This is a genomic window from Streptomyces sp. NPDC054975, from assembly GCF_053609105.1.
Genome location: NZ_JBSGWV010000064.1, coordinates 1 through 22,530, shown reverse-complemented (window position 1 = coordinate 22,530; position 22,530 = coordinate 1). Strand labels below are relative to the sequence as shown.

Here is a 22,530-nt window from a genome sequence, read left to right as displayed (position 1 = left end):
GGACCGGTCAACCTGGTATTACTTCTAGGCCTTGACCAACAAGGACGGCTGGCCGCACCTCCAGACCTTCCGCTACCCGGTCTCGCCCAGCTCCCGTCTTCCGTCGACCCATGCAACGTGGGCCGGGCACAGGCCCCGGTCCAGGCGACGTGCTCCTCAGCCACGGTGATACCGGTACCGACGCGGAGCAACCACACCGGCTACGGCCACATCGCGGCAGCAGCTGCTCCCCGCCCGCCCCTTCCCGGTGGTGCGGTCGCCTCACGCTCCCGTCATCCGCGACGGCAGGGGTACGGCGCCCGGCCCTCCTCAGACCCGGCAGTCGGCCGGCCGTGCGCAAGAGGCCTGCGCCGAAGATCCTCCGCCTCCGGCCGACGCGGACCGGCCTGGTTCTGCGGGTGAAGCTCCGGCCCGGTCAGGACGCGTTCGACTTCTCCGCCGCCTCGGACCGGCTGCGGCACTCGTTCGTCATGCAGAACGTCACCGCACGGGAGATCCGCTCGGGTGTGGTCGAGCTGCGGATGACCGGCTACGACGTCCTCAAGCGCGTCCACATGCCCACCCTCGCGGGGGCGGGGCCGATGCGGGTGCCGGTCGCCATGCGGGAGGACGGAGAGGTCTACTACCGCGACTACCGCCAGAGCCCGCACGCGCTGAACGTCGGCGCCACTCAGTCGGGCAAGTCCGCCTATCAACGCAACCCCGTCGCAGGCCTCGCCACGCAGGATGTCGCGCTGGTCGGGATCGACTGCAAACAGGGTGTGGAACTCGCACCGCTTGCCCGCCGGTTCACCGCCCTGGCCGACAACCCCGACACCGCTGCCGAACTGCTCGACGCGCTCGTCGAGCACATGGCCGAGGTCTATCAGCTCATCCGTCGCGAACAGAGGCTGAGCGCCGACGTCCCGGACGCGGACATCACTGCCGACATCTGCGACCTGCCCGACCACCTGCGACCGACTCCGATCGTGCTCGTGGTCGATGAGGTCGCCGAACTCGCCTCTCTTGTGAAGGTGCCCAAGCCGCGCCGTCGTCCGATCAAGCCGTGGTCCGTCGCCGAGGCGGGGCAGTTCCTCGCGGACGGGGCTGCTCGGGACGATCACCTCTTCGCGGCCTGGATGCTCGTGCTGTGCCTCGGGCTCCGCCGTGGTGAGGTACTGGGCCTGACGTGGAAGTCCGTCGACTTCGAGGCTGGAGAGCTGTACGTCGACCACCAGATTCAGCGGGCCGGGCGGCAGATCCTCCATCGCGAGACCAAGACCGAGGAGTCCGACGACTTCCTGCCACTGCCGGCCGTCTGCCTCAAGGCGCTCCGGATGCGCCGTGCTCAGCAACTCGGGGACCAGAAGCCGCCGGGGAGTTATGGCAGGACACTCGGGGACTCGTCTTCACCACCAGGTACGGCACGCCGATCGAGCCGGGGAACCTGACCCGGATGTTCGCCCTTCGGGCCCGTCGCGCTGGCCTCCGCGTGATCCCGCTTCGGAACACCCGGCACACGTGCAGCTCGCTCCTGGTCGCCCTCAAGGTCCACCCGAAGGTGGCACAGCGCACCCTCCGTCACTCGCAGATCGCCATGACGATGGAGGTCTACGCCGAGGCGAGCGAGGAAGCGGTTCGCGCTGCGATCGGCAAGCTGTCCGACGCGATGGGTGGAGACGGCTGACGCGGTTGCTGTACTTCGCTGCTGTACGGAGCTAACGCAAGAGGCCCCCGGATCTCTCCGGGGGCCTCTCACCTGTGTGCACTCGGCAGGATTCGAACCTGCAACCTTCTGATCCGTAGTCAGATGCTCTATCCGTTAAGCTACGAGTGCTTGTTCTGTTGTTGTCTTCGCTTCGGTTTCTTTCGGCCCCGTCGCGGCGACAGGAAGAACATTACATGACTGCCGCCGTCATGTGAAATCCATTGACCACACCCCTTGTGACCTGCGGAAACGCCCTCGGAGGGGGAAACGACGAAGCCCCGGTCCGTTGGGACCGGGGCTTCGGATCTTGCTGCGGAGGCGGAGGGATTTGAACCCTCGATGGGCTTTAAGACCCAAACCGCATTAGCAGTGCGGCGCCATAGACCGGACTAGGCGACGCCTCCATCCGCACCGTCGCGCGGGCGCGAGTGGTGCGTGCAGATGATGACACAGGCGAGCCTGGTGCCACCAATCGCTTCTCACCGTACTAGGCCTCCGGGGCGGAGAGCAAAGCCCGACGGCGCACCCCGCTTGCGCAACGAACGGCCGTGCGGAGCGTTAGAGGAGACGGGCTCGCCGTCCGTCCGCGGCTCGCCCCCCGCCCCGTCCCTGGAGTTCCCATGCTGCGACGTCTCGTCCTCACCTCCCTCGTCACCTCCGCCGCCGGTGTCGGCGCGCTCGGGCCGCTGCCGCCCCTGCCTCTGCTGTCCACGCCCGACGGGCTCACCGTGACGATCTCCAAGAGCGGGCACCGCAGCGCCGACGGCACCTTCCGGCTGGAGTGCGGCGACAAGCCCGGCGGGGACCATCCGGCCGCCGCCAAGGCGTGCGAGCGGCTCGCCCAGCACGCCAAGGCCGGGACGGACCCGTTCGCGCCCGTACCCAAGGACGGGATCTGCTCCCTCCAGCACGGCGGGCCCGCCGTCGCGCACATCACCGGCCAGTGGCAGGGGAGGGCCGTCGACGCCCGCTTCTCCCGGGCCAACGGCTGCGAGATCGACCGGTGGGAGAACCTTGAGCCCGTGCTGCCCCACCTCTCCCACGTGCGGGGATGAGGTGAGGATGCCGTTCGGATGTTGCCCCCGGCATGCGACCTCCCCCCGCGCCCACCGGACCTGCCTTTAGACTCCCCTCAGTGACAGGCTGCGGCCCGGAGGGCAAGATGGAGCGGGCCGGCCAGCCGGGCAAGGTGCAGTGGGTCAGGGAGGAAGCGTCGTCGTGAGCAGCAGGCCATCCCGAGGCGCTGCTCGCCTCGCAGCCATACTTGACGCCCTCCCCGACGGCCTCGTGCTCGTCAACTGCAACGGCACGGTCGTCAACGCCAACACCATCGCCCTCGGCATGTTCGAGACCCCCGGCACGGCGCTCGTCGGGCGCGGGCTGCTGGATCTGCTCCCCGGCTTCGACTCGCGGCTGATCCCCGGCTCCATGCGCCGCCCCGAGGGCACCGACGAACACGGCCGTACGAAGCCCACCCGGATGATCGCCCGCCGTACCGACGGCAGCGAGTTCGCCGTCGAGGTGACCAGCGCCAGCCTGGAGGACGGCCGCGAGGCCTACGACTCGTACACCTCCTACACCGGCGACGAGCTGCTCATGCTCGTCGTCCGCGATCTCACCGGCACCCTCGACACCGAGGCCGAACTCGCCCGCTCCCAGCGCCAGACCGAGATGATCCTGCGGGCGGCCTCCGAGGGCGTCGTCGGCACGGACACCGACGGGCGGGTCGTCCTCGTCAATCCCGCGGCCGCGCAGATCCTCGGCTACCGCGCCAGCGATCTCGGCGGCAAGGAGCTGCACCCGCTGATCCTGCACTCGCGGGCGGACGGCGAACCGTTCCCGTACGAGGGCTCGCCGCTCGCCGACACCCTCAAGTCGGGGCGCAAGCACCGGGTCCGCGGTCAGGTGCTGTGGTCGAAGAACGGCTCCCAGGTGCCGGTCGACCTCACCACCGCGCCCGTACGGGACGGGGACCAGCTCGTCGGCGCCGTCATGACCTTCACCGACCGCCGGCCGTACGAGCAGCTCACCGAGGAGCACGCCGCCGAGCTGACCGCGCTCACCGAGAAGCACACCGCCGAACTCGCCGAGCTGAGGAAGAGCCAGGAGGAGCGTGCCAAGGGGGAGAAGGAGCGGTACGAGTCCCTCGCCGCCCGGCACGAGCAGCTGACGGCCGTCCTCGGCGAGTCGCTGCGCGGGCCGCTGGAGGAGCTGCGTACGGAGCTCTCCTCCCTCGCCGCCGACGACGCCGGGCAGCTGTGGCCCGAGGCCAACCAGCTTCTGCACCACCTGGCCGCCGGGTACGCCCGGATGACCACCCTCGTCGACAACGTCCTGGGCTACCAGCGCCTGAACGCGGGTGCGGAGTCCCTCGACAAGTCCGTCGTCCTGCTCGACGGGGTCGTCACGGCGGGCGTCGACGGGTCCGTGGAGCTCATCGGGCCCGGCCGCGCGCAGTTCGCCGTGCACGCCCCGCCGATCGAGGCCGAGGTGGACGCCGGCCGCCTCGCCACCGCGCTCGCCCATCTCGTCGCGGACGTCGCCGGGGTCGACTCGACGGGCAAGGCCCGGGTCGTGCCCGGCGCCGGGTACGCCGACTCGACGATCGTGGTGGCCGCCGCGCAGCGCGGTGACGTCGTACGGATCGAGGTCCGGGGGCCGTACGCCGGGGGCGACCCCGTGCACCAGCCCATCGTGCGCGGCATCGTGAGCGCGCACGGCGGTGTCGTGCAGACGCACGAGGTACCGGGGATGAGCGGCAGCGCGTACGTCCTGGAGGTGCCGCTCGGCGCCGGCAAGGGCACGGTCGCGCCTCCGCCGGCACCCTCCGAGCCGGAGGCCGGGGCGTCCGGCGGGACGGCGCTCGCGCTGCCCGCGCAGGCCTCCGACACCAACGGCGGCGGCCGTCGACGCGCTCGGCGCGCGTCCACCGACGCCTTCCTGGAGAGCGCGAGGGGCGCCGGTACGGATACGGGCGCTGGTACGGGTACGGGCGGGGGTCCTGGTGCGGGTGCCGGTTCGGCCGTCGAGCCGACCGGGCGGCGCCGTGGGCGTACGGAGGAGGCCCCTGCCGGCCCCGCCGAGCTGATCCCGGCGCAGAACGCGGGCCCGGCGGGTACGTCCGCCGGCGGCGCGACCTCCGGTCCTTCCGGGGCTGCCGATACTTCTGGGGCTCCCGGTATGCCTGGGGCTGCCGGTGCCTCCGGGGCTCAAGGTACGTCCGGGGCTGCCGGTATGCCTGGGGCCGCCGGTACGGCCGGGGCTCCTGGCACGTCGGGTGCGCCCGGTGTCGTCGAGCCGACCGGCCGTCGGCGTGGGCGGCCCGCCGAGGGCTCCGTGGTGACCGCCGCCGAGGGTGCGCAGGGCCGGGCCGCGCTCGGCGCCGCCGTGCCCCCGCAGGGAGTACCGGTACCGGCCCAGGGCGCCCACGCAGAGGCTCCCGCGCTCGCCCGGGCCCTGCCCGCCGTGCCGGGCGGCGAGGACGCGGGCCGGCAGCCCAGCGGGCGTCGGGCTCGCCGTGCGCTGGCGGCGCAGGAGCGGAACGAGGCCGCCGAAGCCGGACCGCGTACGCCGTTCGCGCTGCCTCCGGCCGACGCCGACCGCGCCCCGGAGTCCCCGGCACCCGCATCCGCACCGATGCCCATGCCGGCGCCGGCTCCCATGCCCATGCCCATGCCGATGCCCGTGGACGACGAGGGACGGCACGACGCCGTACGGTCCGCCCACGACGCCGACCACACGCCGTCCCAGCCCCACCCGATGCCCGAGCCGACCGGCCGCCGTCGGAACCCGGGCGTGCCGCAGGAGACCCGCAGCGGCACGGGCACGAGTACGGGTACCGGATCCGTACCGCTGCCGCCGGAGATGCCCGCACCGGCAGCGCCCGCAGCACCCGCCCCGGCTCGTCCGGCCGCGCCCAAGGACGGGTCGCTGGGCGGGCGCGCGTTCAGCGTGCGGACGCTCGGGCAGGGTGTGCCCTTCGCCCAGCAGGCGGGCGCCCACCAGACCGGGCAGGTGGGCCCGACCGGGCCGACCGGCCAGACCGGGGCCGGGCAGGCCGCCGCGAGCAACGGCTCCGGGCGACGGCGCAAGTTGGCCACCCCGCCCGAGGGCGACCGCGCGACCCCCGCGAACGGCACCGTGTCCACCCCCACGGCGGCCCCCGCGCCCGCCCCGTCGGCGGAGTCCGTCGCCAAGCCGCACCCGCAGCACAAGCTGGCCCCGGCGGCTCCCGAAGGCCGCGCGTACGCGATAGGAGCGCCCGCCGAGGGTTCCGCCGAAGGCCCCGAGCCGCTCGACGGTCCTGGCGGCGCGGTCGAGGTCGCCAACCAGCCGCCGCCCCGGCCCGTCGACGACGAGCTGCCCCCGGAGCCCCTGGACAACCCGCGCCGGCTCCTCGTCTGGCCCGCTCCGGACGTCGCGACGCAGCAGGCGCTGAGCGACCGTGGCTACCGTCCGGTGATCGTCCACTCCCGCGAGGAGGTCGACGCCCAGATCGCCGCCTTCCCGGCCGCGCTCTTCGTCGACCCGCTGACCGGGCCCATCACCCGTACCGCGCTCCAGTCGCTCCGCCAGGCCGCCGTCGCCGCCGAGGTGCCCGTGCTGCTCGCGGCCGGCCTCGGACAGGCGACCCGGGAGGCGGCGTACGGCGCCGATCCCGCCGTACTCCTCAAGGCGCTGGCGCCCCGCGACAGCGAGCAGCACCCGTCGCGCGTGCTGCTCATCGAGGAGAACGACGACATCGCGCAGGCGCTCGCCGCGACCCTGGAGCGGCGTGGGATGCAGGTGGCGCGCGCGGCGGCGGACACGGACGCGGTCACGCTGGCGACGCAGATCCGGCCGAACCTGGTGGTGATGGACCTGATGCAGGTGCGCCGCCGCCGGGCCGGGATCATCGACTGGCTGCGCGCGAACGGGCAGCTGAACCACACCCCGCTCGTCGTCTACACCTCCGCCGGGCTCGACGAGGAAGAACTGCCGAAGCTGTCGTCGGGCGAGACGGTCCTCTTCCTGGCCGAACGGTCGACGAGCACCGAGGTCCAGTCGCGCATCGTCGACCTGCTCGCGAAGATCGGCACCAACTGAAAGGAGGGGGAGCGGCCTTTCGGCCGCTCCCCCTCACCTTCCGTACGGAAGGTCCTGTAGACGCGGACGGGCTACAGCTCGGTGACCTCCAGCTCACCGGCTGCGTACTGCCTGCGGATCACCTTCTTGTCGAACTTGCCGACGCTCGTCTTCGGCACCGCGGGGACGATCGCCCAGCGCTCCGGCAGCTGCCACTTGGCGATCGACTCGGCGAGGAACTCCTTGAGCGTCTCGTAGTCGGCCGTCGCACCGTCCTTGAGGACGACGGTCGCCAGCGGGCGCTCGCCCCACTTCTCGTCGGGGACGGCGACGACGGCCGCCTCGGCGACCTCCGGGTGCGCCATGATCGCGTTCTCCAGCTCGACCGACGAGATCCACTCGCCGCCGGACTTGATCACGTCCTTGGCGCGGTCGGTGAGGGTGAGATAGCCGTCCGGGCTGATCACGCCGACGTCGCCGGTCTTCAGCCAGCCGTCCTCGCTGAACTTGTCGGCCGGGCGGGTCGGCTCGCCGTCGACCCCGCCGAAGTACGACCCCGCGATCCAGGTCCCGCGCACCTCCAGCTCGCCGGCCGACTCGCCGTCCCAGGGCAGCCGTTCGCCTGCGGGGCCGACCAGCCGGGCCTCGACGCCGGCCGGGAAGCGGCCCTGCGTGATGCGGTACGGCCACTCCTCCTCGGTGGACAGACCGGCCGGCGGGTGGGCCATGGTGCCGAGCGGCGAGGTCTCCGTCATGCCCCAGGCGTGGCAGAGGCGGACGCCGAGGCGGTCGTAGGCCTCCATGAGGGAGGGCGGGCAGGCGGCGCCGCCGATGGTGACCTGGCGCATGGAGGAGAGGTCACGCGGGTTGGCGGTGACCTCGGCGAGCAGGCCCTGCCAGATGGTGGGGACGGCGGCGGCGTGGCCCGGCTTCTCGCGCTCGATCATCTCGGCGAGCGGGGCGGGCTGCAGGAAGCGGTCCGGCATGAGCATGTTGATGCCGGTCATGAACGTGGCGTGCGGCAGGCCCCAGGCATTCACGTGGAACTGCGGGACGACGATCAGGGTCGTGTCGCGGTCCGTGAGGCCCATCGACTCGGCCATGTTGACCTGCATGGAGTGCAGGTAGATCGAACGGTGGGAGTAGACGACGCCCTTGGGGTCTCCGGTGGTGCCGGAGGTGTAACACATGGCGGCGGCCGAACGCTCGTCGAGTTCGGGCCAGTCGAAGGTGGTGGGGCGGCCCGCGATCAGCTCCTCGTAGTCGTGCACGCGGGGCGTCACGCCGTCGAGGACGGAACGGTCGCCGGGGCCCGCGACCACGATGTGCTCGATGGTCGGCAGGTGGGGGAGGAGCGGGGCGAGGAGGGGCAGCAGCGAACCGTTGACGATGACCACGCGGTCGGCGGCGTGGTTGACGATGAAGACCAGCTGCTCGGGGGGAAGCCGCAGGTTGAGGGTGTGCAGGACGGCGCCCATGGAGGGGATCGCGAAGTACGCCTCGACATGCTCGGCGTTGTTCCACATGAGGGTGGCGATGCGCTGGTCGCCGGTGACTCCGAGCTCGTCGCGCAGGGCGTTCGCCAGCTGGGTCGCGCGGGCGCCCGTCTCCGCGAAGGTCTGACGGTGCGGCTCGGGCTCCCCGGTCCAGGTGGTGATGAGGGACTTTCCGTGGATCGTCATCCCGTGGTTCAGGATGCGGGTCACAGTCAGCTGTACGTCCTGCATGGTGCTCAGCACGGCGTCCTCCCGGTGGGCGCTACGTGGCAGTAGGGGTGTGCAGATTCTGCGCACGTACCGCGCGGTATGTCACTACCCGGGAGTACGGAAATTGCCAGTGATCGCTGGCAGATGAGGGTCGGGGTGCCGAGAGACGGCCCTTGGCGAGGCACCTGCGGCGGTCGGTGTCAGCGGACCGGGGACAGCTCCGGGTCCTCGCGGAGCTTGCCGAGCGCCCGCGACACCGCGCTCTTGACCGTGCCGATCGAGACGCCGAGCACCTCGGCCGTCTGCGCCTCGCTGAGGTCCTCGTAGTACCGCAGGACGACCATCGCCCGCTGGCGGTCGGGCAGCTTCATCACCGCACGCCACATGGCGTCGTGCAGCACCTGCCGCTCGGCCGGGTCCGGCTCGGGCAGCCCGGCCGGTTCCGGCAGCTCCTCGCACGCGAACTCGTCGACCTTGCGCTTGCGCCACTGGGAGGTACGGGTGTTCAGCAGCGCACGCCGTACGTAACCGTCCAGGGCGCGGTGGTCCTCGATCCGCTCCCAGGCGACGAACGTCTTGGTCAGCGCGGTCTGCAGCAGGTCCTCGGCGTCCGCCGGGTTCGCGGTCAGCGAGCGCGCGGTACGCAGCAGCACGGGCCCGCGAGCCCGCACGTAGGACGAGAACGACGGGTAGCCGGCGGCGGACGACGGAAAGCCGGCGGCGGCCGTGGAGGCGCCGACGCAGACGGGGCCGGAAGGTGGCGGAGTCATGCCTCCACGCTAGGAGCGAGCACCTGGGCGGCGGATCGGCCCCAGGTCCCGAACCGCACTCCCCCTCAGGTTGTAGGGGTGGGGACAGCTGCACCTCCTGAAGGTGGAGGACGGCCTCCGCCCACGTCAGGGTCCGCCCCCCGTCTCACTCGTCCGCCGCCGCATCACTCGTCCGCGGCAAGGACCAGGCCGGACGTCGGAACGCCGGTACCTGCCGTGACCAGCGTTCTGGCCGCGCCGGGTATCTGGTTCACGGACGTGCCCCGGACCTGACGTACCGCCTCCGCGATGCCGTTCATCCCGTGGAGGTACGCCTCGCCCAACTGGCCGCCGTGCGTGTTCAGCGGAAGCGCGTCCGCCGCGACGAAGTCCGCCGCCTCCCCCGGTCCGCAGAACCCGAACTCCTCCAACTGCATGAGCACGAACGGGGTGAAGTGGTCGTAGAGGATGCCGACGTCGATGTCGCCGGGCGCAAGGCCCGAGGTCTGCCACAGCTGCCTGGCCACCACGCCCATCTCGGGCAGGCCCGTCAGGTCGTCGCGGTAGAAGCTGGTCATCGCCTCCTGGGCGCGGCCGGCTCCCTGCGCGGCGGCGACGATCACGGCGGGCGGGTGACGCAGGACGCGGGCGCGCTCGGCGGAGGTGACGACGATCGCCTGGCCGCCGTCGGTCTCCTGACAGCAGTCGAGGAGCCGGAGCGGCTCGACGATCCAGCGTGAGGCGGCGTGATCGGCGAGCGTGATCGGCTTGCCGTGGAAGTACGCGGCGGGGTTGGTGGCGGCCCACCGGCGGTCGGTGACGGCGACGTGGCCGAAGGCGTCCGGCGTGAGGCCGTAGGTGTGCAGGTACCTCTGGGCGGTCATGGCGACCCAGGACGCCGGGGTGAGCAGCCCGTAGGGGAGCTGCCAGCCGAGCGCGGCGCCCTCGGCTGAGGGTTCGCGTCGCTGGACGCCCGAGCCGAAGCGGCGCCCCGAGCGTTCGTTGAACGCCCGGTAGCAGACGACGACCTCGGCGACCCCGGCGGCGACGGCGAGGGCGGCCTGCTGGACGGTGGCGCAGGCGGCCCCGCCTCCGTAGTGGATGCGGGAGAAGAAGGACAGCTCGCCGATGCCGGCCGCCTGGGCGACGGTGATCTCCGGGTTGGTGTCCATGGTGAAGGTGACCATGCCGTCGACGTCGGACGGGGCCAGCCCGGCGTCGTCGAGGGCCGCCCCCACCGCCTCCACGGCGAGCTTGAGCTCGCTGCGGCCGGAGTCCTTGGAGAACTCGGTCGCGCCGATCCCGGCGATGGCCGCGCGGCCTCCGAGCCGGTCGGCCCTGCGGATGCTCATGCCCCCGCCTCCTTCGACTCGGGCTGCTGCCGCCGCCCCTCCGGCAGCGTCACCGTCACCGTGCCGGTGACGTGGTGACCGAGACCGTTGGCACCGACCACCCGCACCTGGGCGGTGGCGCCGTCGACCTCGGTGACCGTCCCCGTCAACGTCATCGTGTCGCCGGGGTAGTTGGGCGCTCCGAGCCGTATCGCCACCTTGCGCAGCACCGCGCCCGGGCCGAGCCGGTCGGTGATGTACCGCCCCACCAGGCCGTTGGTCGTCAGGATGTTCATGAAGATGTCGGGGGAGCCCTTCGCCCTGGCCAGCTCCGCGTCGTGGTGCACGTCCTGGTAGTCCCGGGAGGCGACGGCCCCCGCGACGATCAGGGTGCGGGTGATCGGGACGGTCAGCGGTTCCAGCTCGTACCCGGCCTTCATGAGGGCCCTCCGTTCGCGATCAGGTCGCCCAGTTCGGCGAGGAGTTCGGTGCCGCAGCCGAGATACGCGTCGAGCTGGCGCCCCCAGAGGAAGTGCCGGTGGACGGGGTGGTCCAGATCGGCGCCCATGCCGCCGTGCAGGTGCTGGCCCGCGTGCACGACCCGCTTCCCCGCCTCCGACGCCCACCAGGCGGCGGTCAGCGCGTGCGCGGCGGCCGGCAGGCCCTCGTCGTGGCGCCAGGCGGCTTCGTAGGCGGTCACCCTGATCGCCTCGGTGTCCATGTGGGCGTCGGCGGCCCGGAGCTGGACGGCCTGGTGGGTGGAGAGGGGGCGCCCGAACTGCTCCCGTACCGAGGTGTACGCCACGGCCCGCGCGAGCGACCCGGCACAGACCCCGGCCTGGAGCCCCGCGAACACGACGCGCGCCATGGCCAGGACATCGGCGGCGGGGGCTTCGGCGACGGCTCCGACTGCGGGGGAGGCGGGGGCTTGGGCTGAAGCGGGGGCTTGGGCGGAGGTGGCCGGGGCGGAAGCGGGGGCTTCGGCGGAAGCGGTGGCTGGGGCGGAAGCGGGGGCTTGGGCGGAGGTGGCCGGGGCGGAAGCGGGGGCTTGGGCGGAGGTGGCCGGGGCGGAAGGGGTGGCTTCGGCCCCGACTCCGGTGCCGGCATCGGTGCCGGCCTCCGCGTAGGCTGCCGCGCCCCCGAGCCGCTCCCCGCGCGCACCGTCGAGGACGAGCCGCCCGGCGGCCCAAGGCGCCGTGAGCTCCACGGGCTCCACCACGGCCTCCGCCGTGGGAACGAGCCAGAGCGTGGCCTCCTGATCCGGTACGAGAACATGCGTGGCGTCCCTGAGCCAGGGCACCCACTCCACCGCCCCCGTGAGCAGGCCGTCCGCTCCGGCACCCACGTGGGCCCGCACGGGCCCCCGTACGTCTCCGGTGGGCGGGAAGGCCCCGGTCACCACCGAAGTACCGTCCCGAAGGCCCGGCAGCAGCCGCTCCCGCTGCTCCTCCGTGCCGTGCCGGGCGACGGCGAGGAGGCCGAACACGCAGCTCGCCGCGAACGGTACCTGCGCCGTCGTACGCCCCTGCTCCTCGGCGAGCAGCACCAGGCCGAGCAGCCCGATCTCCTCGACCGCCCCGGGCAGTCCGGCGGCGCACAAGGCCTTCCACAGCTCGGCGTCCGTGCCCGTGCCGGCCGCCGCGAGGCGCTCGTGCGTGGCGAGATCGCCGAAGATCCGCGCCGCCAGCTCCTGGGCCGCCGCCTGCTCCTCCGTGGGCGTGAAGTCCATGTCAGCCCTCACCGCCGTCCTGCGCCCGGAACACGGGCAGCTCCAGCTCCTCGTCCACACGGAGGAACTCCAGCCGGACCGGCATTCCGATCCGGACCTTGTCGTACGGCACCCCGACCACGTTGCTGATCATCCGTACGCCTTCGGCCAGTTCGATCAGTCCGACGGCATAGGGCGGGTCGAAGGCCGGGAAGGACGGGTGGTGCATCACCACGTACGAGAAGACGGTCCCGGCTCCGCTCGCCTCGACGGTGTCCCACTCCTGCGATCCACACCCGTTGCACCCCGGCAGCCAGGGGAAGCGGAGGGTCGCGCAGCCGGTGCAGCGCTGGACGAGCAGCCGGTGCGCGGCCACGCCCTCCCAGAACCCGGCGTTGTCCCGGTTGATCACCGGGCGCGGCCGCCGGGCCTGGGTCTCACCGGCGGACTTCGGCGCGGATTCGGTTCCAGGTCCGGGTCCGGGTTGGGGTTTCGACGCCGTCGGCGCGTACTTGAGGATGCGGAAGCGGTGGGTCCCCGCCAGTTCGCCGTCGGCGTGGACGTCCATCCGGGTCGTGACGAAGTGCCCCGACCCCAGCTTGGTGGTCTTGCGCTCCGACACCGATTCGATGACCGCGTCGAAGGTGATCGCGTCGCCCGGCCGCAGCGGTCGCAGATACTCCTGCTCGCAGTCGGTGGCGACGACGGACGTGCACCCGGCCTCGTCCAGGAGCGCGAGCAGCTCGTCGTACGCGCCGGATCGGTCGGTGTGGCCGGACAGACCGCCCATCGTCCAGGCCTGGAGCATGGTCGGCGGCGCGACCGCGTCCGGCCCCCGGTACGCCGGGTCGTGGTCACCCATCGCCTCGCACCAGTGCCTGATCATGGGCTCGTTGACCAGGTCCTTGCCGGCGGCCGCGGTGGCGGCGGGCTGTCCCTCGTACGCCTTCAGCCGTTGGTGGAAACCGACAGGGCCGTCGTGACGCTCGTGGCCGAGGTGACCGAGGTGACCATCTCGACCGTCGTGACCGTCGTGCCTGTCCTTCATCGCCGCCCCCTCCCCTTCATGCCGAGTCGCATGGTCGCGACGATCTCGCGCTGCACCTCGCTCACCCCTCCCCCGAAGGTGTTGATCTGCGCGGCGCGGTTCATCCGCTCGAGCTCACCGCCGTCGAACTCTCCCGGCGACCCCGCCCTCACCAGTCCCGCTCCGCCCGCGATCTCCTGACATATCCGGTACACCTCGACCGCCGATTCGGTCCCCGCGAACTTCACGCCGCTCGCGTCTCCCGGGGCCGGCCGGCCCGCCCCCACGTCCCCCACCAGACGCCAGTTGAGCAGGCGCGTCGCCGCGAGCCGGGCATGCGCCTCCGCGGCCCGGATCCGTACCCACGGCTCGTCAATACGGCGCCGCCCTGTCACCGGATCGGGGGTGCGTGCTCGTCGGAGCGCCGCCGCGTAGAAGTCCTCGGCCTGCATGCCGATCGCCGCGAGGGCGACCCGTTCATGGTTGAGCTGGTTGGTGATCAGCCCCCAGCCGCCGTTCTCCTCCCCGACCAGGTTCCCGGCGGGGACGCGGATGCCGTCGTAGTACGTCGCCGTCGTCGTCAGCCCGCCGACCGTCTCGATCGGTGTCCACGAGAATCCGGGGGCGTCGGTGGGGACCAGGACGATGGAGATGCCCCGGTGTGGCCGGGCCTCGGGGCTGGTGCGGCAGGCGAGCCAGATCCAGTCGGCGTTCTGGGCGTTCGAGGTGAAGATCTTCTGCCCGTCGATCAGCCAGGAGTCCCCGTCCCGTACCGCTTTCGTGCGGAGCGACGCCAGATCCGTGCCGGCCTCGGGCTCGCTGTACCCGATGGCGAAGACGGTCTCGCCGCGCAGGATCCGGGGCAGGAAGGACCCCTTCTGCTCCTCGGTGCCGTACTTCATCAGGGTCGGGCCGACGGTGTTGAGCGTGACCATGGAGACGGGGGCACCGGCCCGGTACGCCTCGTCGAAGAAGACGAACTGCTCGTCGGGGCCGCGGCCCTGGCCTCCGTACTCCTGCGGCCAGCCGATCCCGAGCATGCCGTCGCCGCCGATCCGGCGGAGCAGCGCCCGCTGTCCGGCGGTGTCGGCGGCGGGTGGGGGACCGTCGGGCATCACGTCGCGGAAGTACGCGCGGAGTTCGGCGCGCAGCCGGAGCTGCCGCTCGGTCGGGGCGAGGTGCACGGCGACGGCCTCCCGGGGGTAGGACTCAGGTTTCTGACTGTCCGTCAGATGGCGGGAGCCTGTCAAGGTCACGGACCCGGGCCGCCGCGGGGTAGAGGCCGCGGACCGACGCCCCGCGCGCCCTGAAGGGCGCCGCGTGCGCGCATACGGGAGCGGCCCGCGTGGCGGCGCCGAAGCACCGTCACGCGGGCCGCCCTTCACCCCGTGGTCATTCCCCCCGTCGGGCCGGACCCCGCTGTGGAGCTAGAACCACCAGGGATAGAAGTTGACCGTCGCGTTCGACTGCCCGATGTTGGTGAATCCGGAGCCGTTCACGCTCGCGGTGTTGTTCTGGTTGGAGGCACCGGAGCCGGTGGCCACCTGCTGCGTGGTGGTCGAGTTGCCGTAGTTGTCGCCACCCACGCCGCTGCCGATGATGGAGGCGACGCTCGTGTTCGATCCGTCGTCCGCGAAGCCGCCGTTGTCGGCCTGGGCCACGCCGGTGAAGAGTGCGGCGGCCAGAGGCAGCGCGGCGGCGGCGGCGAGAACGCGGGCGGTACGGATGCTTGCCATGTCTTTTCCTCCGTTGGCTGAGCTGAGTTGAAGCTGTGCAGTACTGGAGCACTGGGTGCTGAGTACTGAAGTACGGCATTTTCCAAGGCAGTTGGCCGACCGCCTCGGTCGTTGTGCTCGACGTCGCGACTCCAGAGTTGCCCACACAATCCCCGGCGAACCACCCCTCAGCGGCCGATTCCCCCTCAAGCGTGAGGACAAGTCGATAAACCACCTTCGCGCACCCAAATGGCGCAGCCCACCCGGTGGCGACGGCCGCACATGGCCGGCGCCGGGCCGCCGCAAGGGAGGAAGCGTTCCGGCAGATTTTCAGCCAATCCTTCTCGCGCCCCCTTCGCCGCCCCCTTCCTTTCTTCGAACGCATGTACGAAAATAGTCGCATGGCCACCTCCGACCGGCGATCCGCCACCCTGGCCCTCGCCCACGCGCTGTCCGCGGCAGAGCGCGGGCTCCCCGTCATCCCCCTGTCCGCCACCAAGCTCCCCGCCCTCCGCTCCCCCCACCGGGACGACCCGCACCCGGTCGTCTGTCACGGGGAGTGCGGCCGCCTCGGACACGGCGTGCACGACGCCACCACCGACCCCGCGGGGGTCCGGGCGCTGTTCGCCGCCGCGCCCTGGGCCACCGGTTACGGGATCGCCTGCGGCCGCCCGCCGCACCACCTGATCGGTGTCGACCTCGACGTCAAGCACGCGGACGCGCCCGCGGACGTCACGGCCGAACTGCGCCACCTGGCGCTGGAGCACCTCTTCAGCCTGCCGCCCACGGTCACCGTGCTCACCCCGAGCGGCGGCCGCCACCTGTGGCTGACCGGCCCGCCGGACGTCGTCGTCCCGAACTCGGCGAGCCGCCTCGCCCCCGGCATCGACATCCGCGGCGCCGGCGGCTACCTGGTGGGACCGGGCTCGGTCACGGCCAAGGGCGCGTACCGGCTGGCCCCGGGCAGCGAGCACCTCGATCCGGCGCCCTGCCCCCGCGCGCTCCTCGCCCTGATCGCACCCCCGACGCCACCCCCGCGCACGCACCAGAACCCTGCCCCCGGCCAAGACGAAGGCCAAGGCCACGGTCAGGGCCGAGGTCAGGGCCACGGCCAGGCCCACGGTCGCGGCCTGGTCCACTTCGTGCGCACCGCCCACGAGGGCCAACGCAACACGCGCCTCTTCTGGGCTGCCTGCCGCGCCTACGAGAACGGCCTCGGCGACTCCCTCACCGAAGCCCTCACGACGGCGGCCGTCCACACGGGCCTGAGCGAACACGAGGCCCGCACCACCATCCGATCGGCAGCCCGCCTGACCCAGAACACCGAAAGCGCGCCCCCACCCAGGGAGCGCGCTCTGTGACCAGAAACGGCCCCTGACCGACATACCTGGTCAGGGGCCGCTTCACTGCGCGGTGGGTGTGGGATTTGAACCCACGGTGACTCGCGCCACGACGGTTTTCAAGACCGAGGAGCCGTCCGTACGCATCTGCCTTCTGACCTGCGAGTTGGCCCCGTAGAAGCTCACCAGGGCGCCGCGCTTGGCCACAGGTTGGCCACAAGGCCCCGGATCAGCCCCTCCTGGAGCTTCATACTCGTCCGCCCGCGACCGCCGTCCGGGACGGGCAGCAACCCCCAGCAGAGAGGTTCGCATGGCCGCTTCATCCGTTCTGCTCCCCCGATACGCTGGCTATCACCAGCCGACGATCCGGGAGTGTGCGCCGAGGATGGGACCCAAGACGCAGAGGGTCTACGAGACGATCCGTTCGTGGATCGAATCGGGCCGATACGGCCCCGGCGACAAGCTCCCGTCCGAGCGAGCGCTGAGCGCCGAGCTTGAGATCGGCCGCACCGCGCTGCGTCAGGTTCTCGCACGTCTTGTGAGCGAGCACTTCATCCGCGCCCACGACCGCAGCTCGTACCGGATCCTCGGCGGCGGAACCGCCCCGACGCCGACCGAGCTGGAGCCGTGGACGATCCACGGCTCCCGCCACGTCTACGAGAACCGTTGGGTCAATCTGGACCTGGTCGACGTGGAGCCTCCGGGTGTGGAGCGCTTCGAGCATCACGTGGTGCGCCTCTTCCGTGTGGCTGTCACCGCTGTAGTCGATGACCAAGACCGCGTGCTCATGCTGTGGCGATACCGCTTCGTCCCGGAGCAGTGGGGCTGGGAGCTTCCCGGCGGGATCGTGGACGAGGGCGAGGATGCCGCCGCTACGGCAACGCGCGAGACCGAGGAGGAGACGGGCTGGCGTCCCGGCCCTGTCGAGCACGTAGTGAGCTACCAGCCGATGATCGGCATGGTCGACTCACCACACGAGATCTTCGTAGCCCGTGGCGCCGAGAAGGTCGGCGAGCCCACGGACGCGGAGGAGGCTGGAGAAATCGCCTGGATCCCCTTGGACGACATCCCCCGACTGATGTCCGAGGGCAAACTCATGGGGTCGGGCACCCTCGTGGCCCTGCTCCACATCCTCGCCTCCCGCGCTAGAGGCGACCGGTAAGCAGATCTACGCGACGGCGATACCGCACGGACCCCGTGCGGTTCGCCAGCAACCTGGCTTGCTGAAGGTGGGACCGCGCGTCTTCCAGCTCCCCCCGGGCCAAGTGCGCCTGAGTTAAGTCGCAGTGCAGGCCGGAGGTCGCCCGTACGAAGGACGCGTCAGCGCTGGCCAGGGAGGCATACAGCTCTTCCATCGCCGAGGCATCCCCGAGCTTGGCGAGGACGTTCCCACGCCACCTCGCCAGGTGGTCCGTGTTGAGGAAGATGCTCAGCATGTCGGCATCGCGGACTTCACCGTCGTCGGGGAGCAGCGAGGACGCTCGCTCAAGGGCTGCCCGCGCTTCCGACTCCCAGCCTTCCCCCGCCGCCGCGCACAACTCGGCCTCTGCGGCAGCTAGCCACGCACGAAGCCGGGGCGACTGACGCTCGGGGCTTGTGCGCTGCGCGTCTCGCACCAGCTCGATCGCGAGCTGGGGCCGCCCGGCGTCCGCGAGCACGTACGCCTGCTCACCCATGGCGTGCGCGAGATAGAGCGGGGAGTCAGCGTCCTGCGCGGCCTTCTTGGCGAGTTCGTACCTACGCCAAGCCCTGTCCACAGCACCGGCGTCCAGCGCTTGCCACGCGGCGAGCGTGGACGCCCCTGCGAGCGCGGTCGCGATGGGCTTCCGCATCCCTGGCAGAACAGCGAAGGTCAGCGCTTCCTCCATGGCCGCCAAGTGGCCGTTCATCTGGTCAACCAGGCCGGTCGCACCCATCTGGCGGTCCATGGTGCGGAGTAGCTCGGTTTGGGCCAGGAACGACGGGACCATGGATTCACTCAGGCTGCCCGCCGCATCGATCCGGCTCAGCAGGTCTGCGTAGCCGTCTGCTTGCTGCTCGGGTGCGCTGGCCTCGCCGCGCAGCTCATCATCCGTGACGCCCAGGAGCGGCCTCAGGATCACGGCGTATCGATCCGTGATCGCGCGTCGGCCGTTCTCCCACTCCGAGATGTACGTCTTGAGGCTCGCGGCCGAGGCGATGTCGAGTAGCCGCTGCTCCGCAAACCGCTGCATCTCGTAGATCAATCGATCCTGGGACCACCCTCGCGCGGTCCGGACTGTCCTTAACCCCTTAGCCACTCCGCCTCCCGTAAAGCCCCAGGTGAGAGCTGGTTAACACCCTTGAGGTTAACCCCAGTTGGCTACCGCAGCACCCAACTCAAGCCGTTCTCTGGAGAAGCACACCGACGCGCACTCGACACCAAGGGTTGCATCTGGTGCGCACCAGATGCCAATCTATTGGTGCGCACCAGATGGGCCGGAAGGCCCAGGTCGGGTGTGCCGCCCGGAGGGGCCCGTGAAACGGCTCCAAAGGAAGCGTCTGACCGTTGAGAACTGAACAGGGACAAGCAACCAGGCATCTGCGACAAGCCGCAGGCCCTGCCGCATGAGCAGCAAGCACCTTCTCCCAGGCCGCCCTTGCCGGGCGGACAAGTGATTCGTACATGCGGTGAGACAAGGGCAAATATCGCGATCCCCACGCGCTACCCAGGTCCGTAGCCGAACCGGCTGCGGTCGGTTGCCTCCTCCGCCCGTCTGGCCCGCTGGGCCGTACGGGCGGGGTTGAGGGGAGCCGGATGGTTCCAACGGCGAGAGGCCCCGGAGGTGCAACTCCGGGGCCTCGTTCCGGGCCGTTCCTGGATGAGAGGAACACACCCAATGAAGTCCATCGCTGCACTTCAGGCCGTCGTTACGGCCACCCCGTTCGACGGTGAGCCGTCGGACGCGGAGCTGGACGCGATCGAGCAGGAGATGCCGCTGATCCTGGCGGAGGTCGAGCTGCTCGACGCGCAGATCGCGACGCTCGACCGTACGCCGTCGGTGCTCGACGCCCGACGGATCCGCAGGGCCCGCCGCCGCGTCCTCGCGGCCCGCACCGCGCTCACGAACAAGGCCGCCTCGGGTTCGTCGGAGGTGGCCTGATGGCCATGACGATCACCGCGCACCTGACCGGCCGGCACGACCGGTGGCGCCTCTACGTGATCCTGCCGGGGCCGGTCGCCGACTGGCCCGAGTACGACCTGGGAGCGGGTGAGGTGCCGACCGTTCGGGAGCGTTCACGGGCGCTGAACGCGCTCGGCTACGTGTTCACGGACGGTGCCGAATGGCGCTGGGCGGAGGCCAGCGTCTGGCCGGACGACCCGGCCGCCCGGGCGTACCTGATCGCGTCGATCGAGGTGCAGGAGGCCCGGGAATGAACAGTGTTCAGATCCGTTCAGCCGAGCGTGCCCTGTCGGTGGGGACATGGCTGATCGTGTCCGGGGCGATGCTCTACTCGATCCTCACGGTCACCCCGCTCATGCGGGCTCACACACCGGACGGCTGGGGCTGGACAGCGCCGATCCTGCCGCTGGTCGTGGACGCGGCGGTCGTGATCGTGGTCCGCCTGGACGCGGTCCTGGCCCGTCTGGGCGGGCACGGCGGCCGGTGGCCCATCGCGCTGCGGTGGATGACCGGATGCATGACCCTCGCCCTGAACGTGGCCGACTCCGCACTGAGGAAAGACCTGGTCGGAGTCGCCGTGCACGCGGTCGCACCCCTTCTCCTTATTGTCACGGCGGAGACCGGACTCGCCTACCGGCGGGCCATCACAGCCGCCCTGGCCGCTCAGGAAACCCGGCGGAAAGCCGAGCAGGCCGAGCGTGAACAGGCGGCTGCGCAACGGCGTGAGGCAGAGGCTCAGCGGGTCCGCGAGGAACGCGAGCACGCCGAGAAGGTGCTCCGTGAACAGCGTGAGCATGAGGCCCGCCTCGCCCGTGAACAGAGCGAGCGGGAGGAAGCCACGCGCCGCGCTGACCGCGAACAGGCGGAGGCTCGGGAGCGGGCGGAACGCGAAGCCCGTGAACACCGTGAACGCGAGCGTGAACAACAGAAGCGGGAGCGTGAACGCCTTGAACGCGAGGCTGAACAGCGCCGCGAAGCCGAGCGTCTGAAGCGTGAAGCCGACGCCCGCCGCGAGCAGGAGGAGCGGGAGGAGCGGGCCGCTCGTGAACGGGCCGCGCTGCTCGCCGGTGGCCCGGTGGACGAGAAGCTGACCGAGGACCGCGCCCGCGACGTCGTACAGGCGGCGTTCATTGAGGGATTGCCTGTGCGGAGGGCTGTGGAGCTGTGTGGCTGGTCGGTCGGCTGGGTCTCCACCCGCTACCAGGAGCACCGCGACGCTGCCGCCGGGCGGATGCTCGAAGGCGCCACGTCGTGAGCGCGCTGCCGGTCTACCGGTGGCGCCTCGCCCCGGATGGGCTCGCCACTCGACGGCAGCTCCGGGCGCTTGGCCTGCGGCCGGGCGGACAGGACGTCGTCGCCCAGGTCGAACGCCCCCGGCGCCGCCGGGGGCCGCTGGTCGCCTACCTGTACCGGATCGACCGGGCCAAGCCCGTGCGGCCCATGACCCCGCGTCGGGCTGCCGCGCTGGCGAAGGCCAATGCCGCGCGCCGCTGGTGCCCGGCCTGCCGACGTGACGCCGGATACGTGATCCCAGCCGCACTCGGCACGTGCACCCCGTGCGCGCACCCCGAATCGATCAGCCCGCCTGACGCACCCGAGCACTGGAAGGAGGAACTGCCATGTCCGGAATCGACTGGGACAAGGAGTTCACCCGCATGAACCCCGCGCCCCCGGAGAAGCCCAGCACGCCGTCCAAGCTCTCCGCCAAAATCGGCGGGGTCCGCCGCAACACAGCCGCTCTCGCCGTGTGCGGCACGATCGCCGTCCTCGCGGTGTGCGGCACGGTCGTGGCCGTCACCAGCATGCAGGGCGAGCAGGCCGCCCAGGAGCGTGCGCGGGCCAAGGAACAGGCTGCGAACGCCCTGGTCGAGGCAGAGGCCGACGAGAAGCGGGCGCAGACCGAGGAAGCCGCCGCCAAGACCCTGTATGAGCGGGAGATGGCCGTCTACCTGGAGTGCATGAAGGTCCGGGCGAAGGCTGTGGCCAAGGCGGCCTCCTACGACGTCGCGGAGATCCCCGCGTGCGACGCCCCGACCCTCGGCGGCGCAGCCCCCAAGCAGCAGGAAGCCTCCGGGTCCGGCGGCGGGTTCACGTCCAGCCCGTGGCTGTGGGTGGCTCTTATCGGCGGCGGCGGGCTCCTCGCCTACAAGAAGCTCTCCACGCCCTCCAGTTCCTCCGGTTCGAGTGCGGTAGCCCCCGCGAACAACAAGGGATTCACCTTCGAGAAGGGTGCATGAGAATGACGCTCCAGTTCTTCGCTCTGGCCCTGTTCTGCTGGGCCATGTTCTTCACCTTCAAGAAGACCAAGGGAAAGCAGATGGCGATCTGCCTGATGTTGATCGTCTCCGGGATCTTCCTCCCCTACACGCCATTCAGCGACCCGGTCCGCAGCAGCCTCGAATCGGTCTTCAGCACGGCGAACGACACGGTCAGCAACATCGGCGCGTCACGCTAAGCGAGCATCCGTACCGGTTACCGGTTACCGGTTACAGGACCCTGACGCCCCCCCGCTCCGGGCTGAGCGGCCCGAACCGCCGTTCGCAGGTGCTGTAACCGGTAACCGGTAACCCCCCGACAACTACACAGTGTCACGGAAGGAGGCTCGTGGATCTCCTCATCCTGCTCGCCATCAGCTACCTCATCGGCGTGGACAACACCCACGGGAAGTACGAGCAGGCGGGCATCAAGAAACCCCCGCCGAAACCGAAAACGAAATGGCAGCCGACCAAGGCGCCGGACACCTTCCGAAACTCCTCCTACAACGCCGCCGCGAGAGCGCATTACGGGCTGCTCGCGGGTGCTCACTGGGCCGGAGGGCTGCGTGAGGGGTGGCGTTCCGCCTACCTGAAAAAGCCGGACCGCAAGCCTTCCGGTTCGCCCTCCGCCGCGCCTCCTCCGGGGCCCTCCGCGCCCACCCCGGGGGCCACTGTCCCGCCGAGGCCCACCACACCCCCGCAGCCCCCCTCGCCGCCGACCGCTCCGCCGCCGTCGGCCGCCGCTCCTCCCACACCTGCGCCGGGGCCGACCGTCCCGCCGCCCGGCACTGTCCCCCCGCCCCCG

Annotated in this window: 19 protein-coding genes, 2 tRNA genes and 2 pseudogenes; 12 read left to right on the top strand and 11 right to left on the bottom strand. The window is 71.2% G+C overall.

All coding sequences use genetic code 11. The annotated features are described in order from the left end of the window. Positions 1-296 precede the first annotated feature (296 nt). Positions 297-1,666, top strand: a pseudogene (locus ACWF79_RS31775) (FtsK/SpoIIIE domain-containing protein); the annotation flags it as partial. 77 nt (positions 1,667-1,743) lie between these two features. Here the strand turns inward: ACWF79_RS31775 and ACWF79_RS31770 are convergent. Both ACWF79_RS31770 and ACWF79_RS31765 read right to left on the bottom strand, forming a co-directional pair. After that, positions 1,744-1,816, bottom strand: a tRNA-Arg gene (locus ACWF79_RS31770). Between the two features lie 184 nt (positions 1,817-2,000). After that, positions 2,001-2,091: transfer RNA gene (locus tag ACWF79_RS31765), tRNA-Ser, on the bottom strand. A 216-nt stretch (positions 2,092-2,307) separates the two neighbouring features. Between ACWF79_RS31765 and ACWF79_RS31760 the strand changes: the two genes are divergently transcribed. Both ACWF79_RS31760 and ACWF79_RS31755 read left to right on the top strand, forming a co-directional pair. After that, positions 2,308-2,742, top strand: coding sequence for an SSI family serine proteinase inhibitor (locus ACWF79_RS31760; RefSeq protein WP_453731640.1), 435 nt, complete (start codon positions 2,308-2,310; stop codon positions 2,740-2,742). 163 nt (positions 2,743-2,905) lie between these two features. After that, positions 2,906-6,772 (top strand): PAS domain-containing protein, encoded by a 3,867-nt coding sequence (locus ACWF79_RS31755; protein ID WP_453731639.1) that lies wholly within the window; start codon positions 2,906-2,908, stop codon positions 6,770-6,772. 71 nt (positions 6,773-6,843) lie between these two features. Here ACWF79_RS31755 and ACWF79_RS31750 read toward each other — a convergent pair whose 3' ends face one another. From ACWF79_RS31750 to ACWF79_RS31715, 8 genes are all read right to left on the bottom strand, one after another. Next, a complete protein-coding gene (locus ACWF79_RS31750) occupies positions 6,844-8,490 on the bottom strand; it encodes a long-chain fatty acid--CoA ligase (protein ID WP_453731638.1) in 1,647 nt (548 codons plus the stop codon). 167 nt (positions 8,491-8,657) lie between these two features. Then, entirely contained in the window at positions 8,658-9,227 is a 570-nt protein-coding gene (locus ACWF79_RS31745; protein WP_453731637.1) for a SigE family RNA polymerase sigma factor, read from the bottom strand. Between the two features lie 164 nt (positions 9,228-9,391). Then, complete coding sequence (locus tag ACWF79_RS31740) at positions 9,392-10,558, bottom strand: lipid-transfer protein (RefSeq protein WP_453731636.1); 1,167 nt, start codon at positions 10,556-10,558, stop codon at positions 9,392-9,394. Then, positions 10,555-10,977 carry a MaoC family dehydratase gene (locus ACWF79_RS31735; RefSeq protein WP_453731635.1) on the bottom strand — a complete coding sequence of 141 codons (423 nt, stop codon included), beginning with the start codon at positions 10,975-10,977 and terminating at the stop codon, positions 10,555-10,557. The genes ACWF79_RS31740 and ACWF79_RS31735 overlap by 4 nt, the downstream gene beginning before the upstream one ends. Then, on the bottom strand, positions 10,974-12,266 hold the full coding sequence (locus tag ACWF79_RS31730; protein WP_453731634.1) for an acyl-CoA dehydrogenase family protein: 1,293 nt from the start codon (positions 12,264-12,266) through the stop codon (positions 10,974-10,976). Before ACWF79_RS31730 ends, ACWF79_RS31735 begins: the two co-directional genes overlap by 4 nt. Before the next feature lies 1 nt (position 12,267). Beyond that, positions 12,268-13,293: a bifunctional MaoC family dehydratase N-terminal/OB-fold nucleic acid binding domain-containing protein gene (locus ACWF79_RS31725; protein WP_453731633.1), complete on the bottom strand. Its 1,026-nt coding sequence runs from the start codon at positions 13,291-13,293 to the stop codon at positions 12,268-12,270. Beyond that, the gene (locus tag ACWF79_RS31720; RefSeq protein ID WP_453731632.1) at positions 13,290-14,456 is read right to left on the bottom strand and encodes an acyl-CoA dehydrogenase family protein; all 1,167 of its coding nucleotides are present in this window, start codon (positions 14,454-14,456) and stop codon (positions 13,290-13,292) included. The genes ACWF79_RS31725 and ACWF79_RS31720 overlap by 4 nt, the downstream gene beginning before the upstream one ends. 243 nt (positions 14,457-14,699) lie before the next feature. Then, positions 14,700-15,008: a hypothetical protein gene (locus ACWF79_RS31715; RefSeq protein ID WP_453731631.1), complete on the bottom strand. Its 309-nt coding sequence runs from the start codon at positions 15,006-15,008 to the stop codon at positions 14,700-14,702. A 380-nt stretch (positions 15,009-15,388) separates the two neighbouring features. Between ACWF79_RS31715 and ACWF79_RS31710 the strand changes: the two genes are divergently transcribed. Both ACWF79_RS31710 and ACWF79_RS31705 read left to right on the top strand, forming a co-directional pair. After that, the gene (locus tag ACWF79_RS31710) at positions 15,389-16,348 is read left to right on the top strand and encodes a bifunctional DNA primase/polymerase (protein WP_453731630.1); all 960 of its coding nucleotides are present in this window, start codon (positions 15,389-15,391) and stop codon (positions 16,346-16,348) included. A 364-nt stretch (positions 16,349-16,712) separates the two neighbouring features. Next, positions 16,713-17,489, top strand: a complete 777-nt coding sequence (locus ACWF79_RS31705; protein ID WP_453731629.1) for an NUDIX domain-containing protein — start codon at positions 16,713-16,715, stop codon at positions 17,487-17,489. On the opposite strand, the gene ACWF79_RS31700 is transcribed toward ACWF79_RS31705, so the two are convergent. Further along, a complete protein-coding gene (locus ACWF79_RS31700; RefSeq protein ID WP_453731628.1) occupies positions 17,473-18,606 on the bottom strand; it encodes an XRE family transcriptional regulator in 1,134 nt (377 codons plus the stop codon). The two genes, ACWF79_RS31705 and ACWF79_RS31700, sit on opposite strands and share 17 nt — an antisense overlap. 579 nt (positions 18,607-19,185) lie before the next feature. Between ACWF79_RS31700 and ACWF79_RS31695 the strand changes: the two genes are divergently transcribed. From ACWF79_RS31695 to ACWF79_RS31665, 7 genes and pseudogenes are all read left to right on the top strand, one after another. Next, positions 19,186-19,449: a DUF6284 family protein gene (locus ACWF79_RS31695; protein WP_453731627.1), complete on the top strand. Its 264-nt coding sequence runs from the start codon at positions 19,186-19,188 to the stop codon at positions 19,447-19,449. Beyond that, entirely contained in the window at positions 19,449-19,724 is a 276-nt protein-coding gene (locus tag ACWF79_RS31690) for a DUF6303 family protein (protein WP_453731626.1), read from the top strand. Before ACWF79_RS31695 ends, ACWF79_RS31690 begins: the two co-directional genes overlap by 1 nt. Then, the gene (locus ACWF79_RS31685) at positions 19,721-20,725 is read left to right on the top strand and encodes a DUF2637 domain-containing protein (protein ID WP_453731625.1); all 1,005 of its coding nucleotides are present in this window, start codon (positions 19,721-19,723) and stop codon (positions 20,723-20,725) included. The genes ACWF79_RS31690 and ACWF79_RS31685 overlap by 4 nt, the downstream gene beginning before the upstream one ends. Then, positions 20,722-21,129 (top strand): RRQRL motif-containing zinc-binding protein, encoded by a 408-nt coding sequence (locus tag ACWF79_RS31680; protein ID WP_453731624.1) that lies wholly within the window; start codon positions 20,722-20,724, stop codon positions 21,127-21,129. The genes ACWF79_RS31685 and ACWF79_RS31680 overlap by 4 nt, the downstream gene beginning before the upstream one ends. Continuing rightward, positions 21,090-21,707 carry a hypothetical protein gene (locus ACWF79_RS31675; RefSeq protein WP_453731623.1) on the top strand — a complete coding sequence of 206 codons (618 nt, stop codon included), beginning with the start codon at positions 21,090-21,092 and terminating at the stop codon, positions 21,705-21,707. The genes ACWF79_RS31680 and ACWF79_RS31675 overlap by 40 nt, the downstream gene beginning before the upstream one ends. Further along, on the top strand, positions 21,704-21,925 hold the full coding sequence (locus ACWF79_RS31670; protein WP_453731622.1) for a hypothetical protein: 222 nt from the start codon (positions 21,704-21,706) through the stop codon (positions 21,923-21,925). The genes ACWF79_RS31675 and ACWF79_RS31670 overlap by 4 nt, the downstream gene beginning before the upstream one ends. A 149-nt stretch (positions 21,926-22,074) precedes the next feature. Then, positions 22,075-22,530, top strand: a pseudogene (locus tag ACWF79_RS31665) (hypothetical protein); the annotation flags it as partial.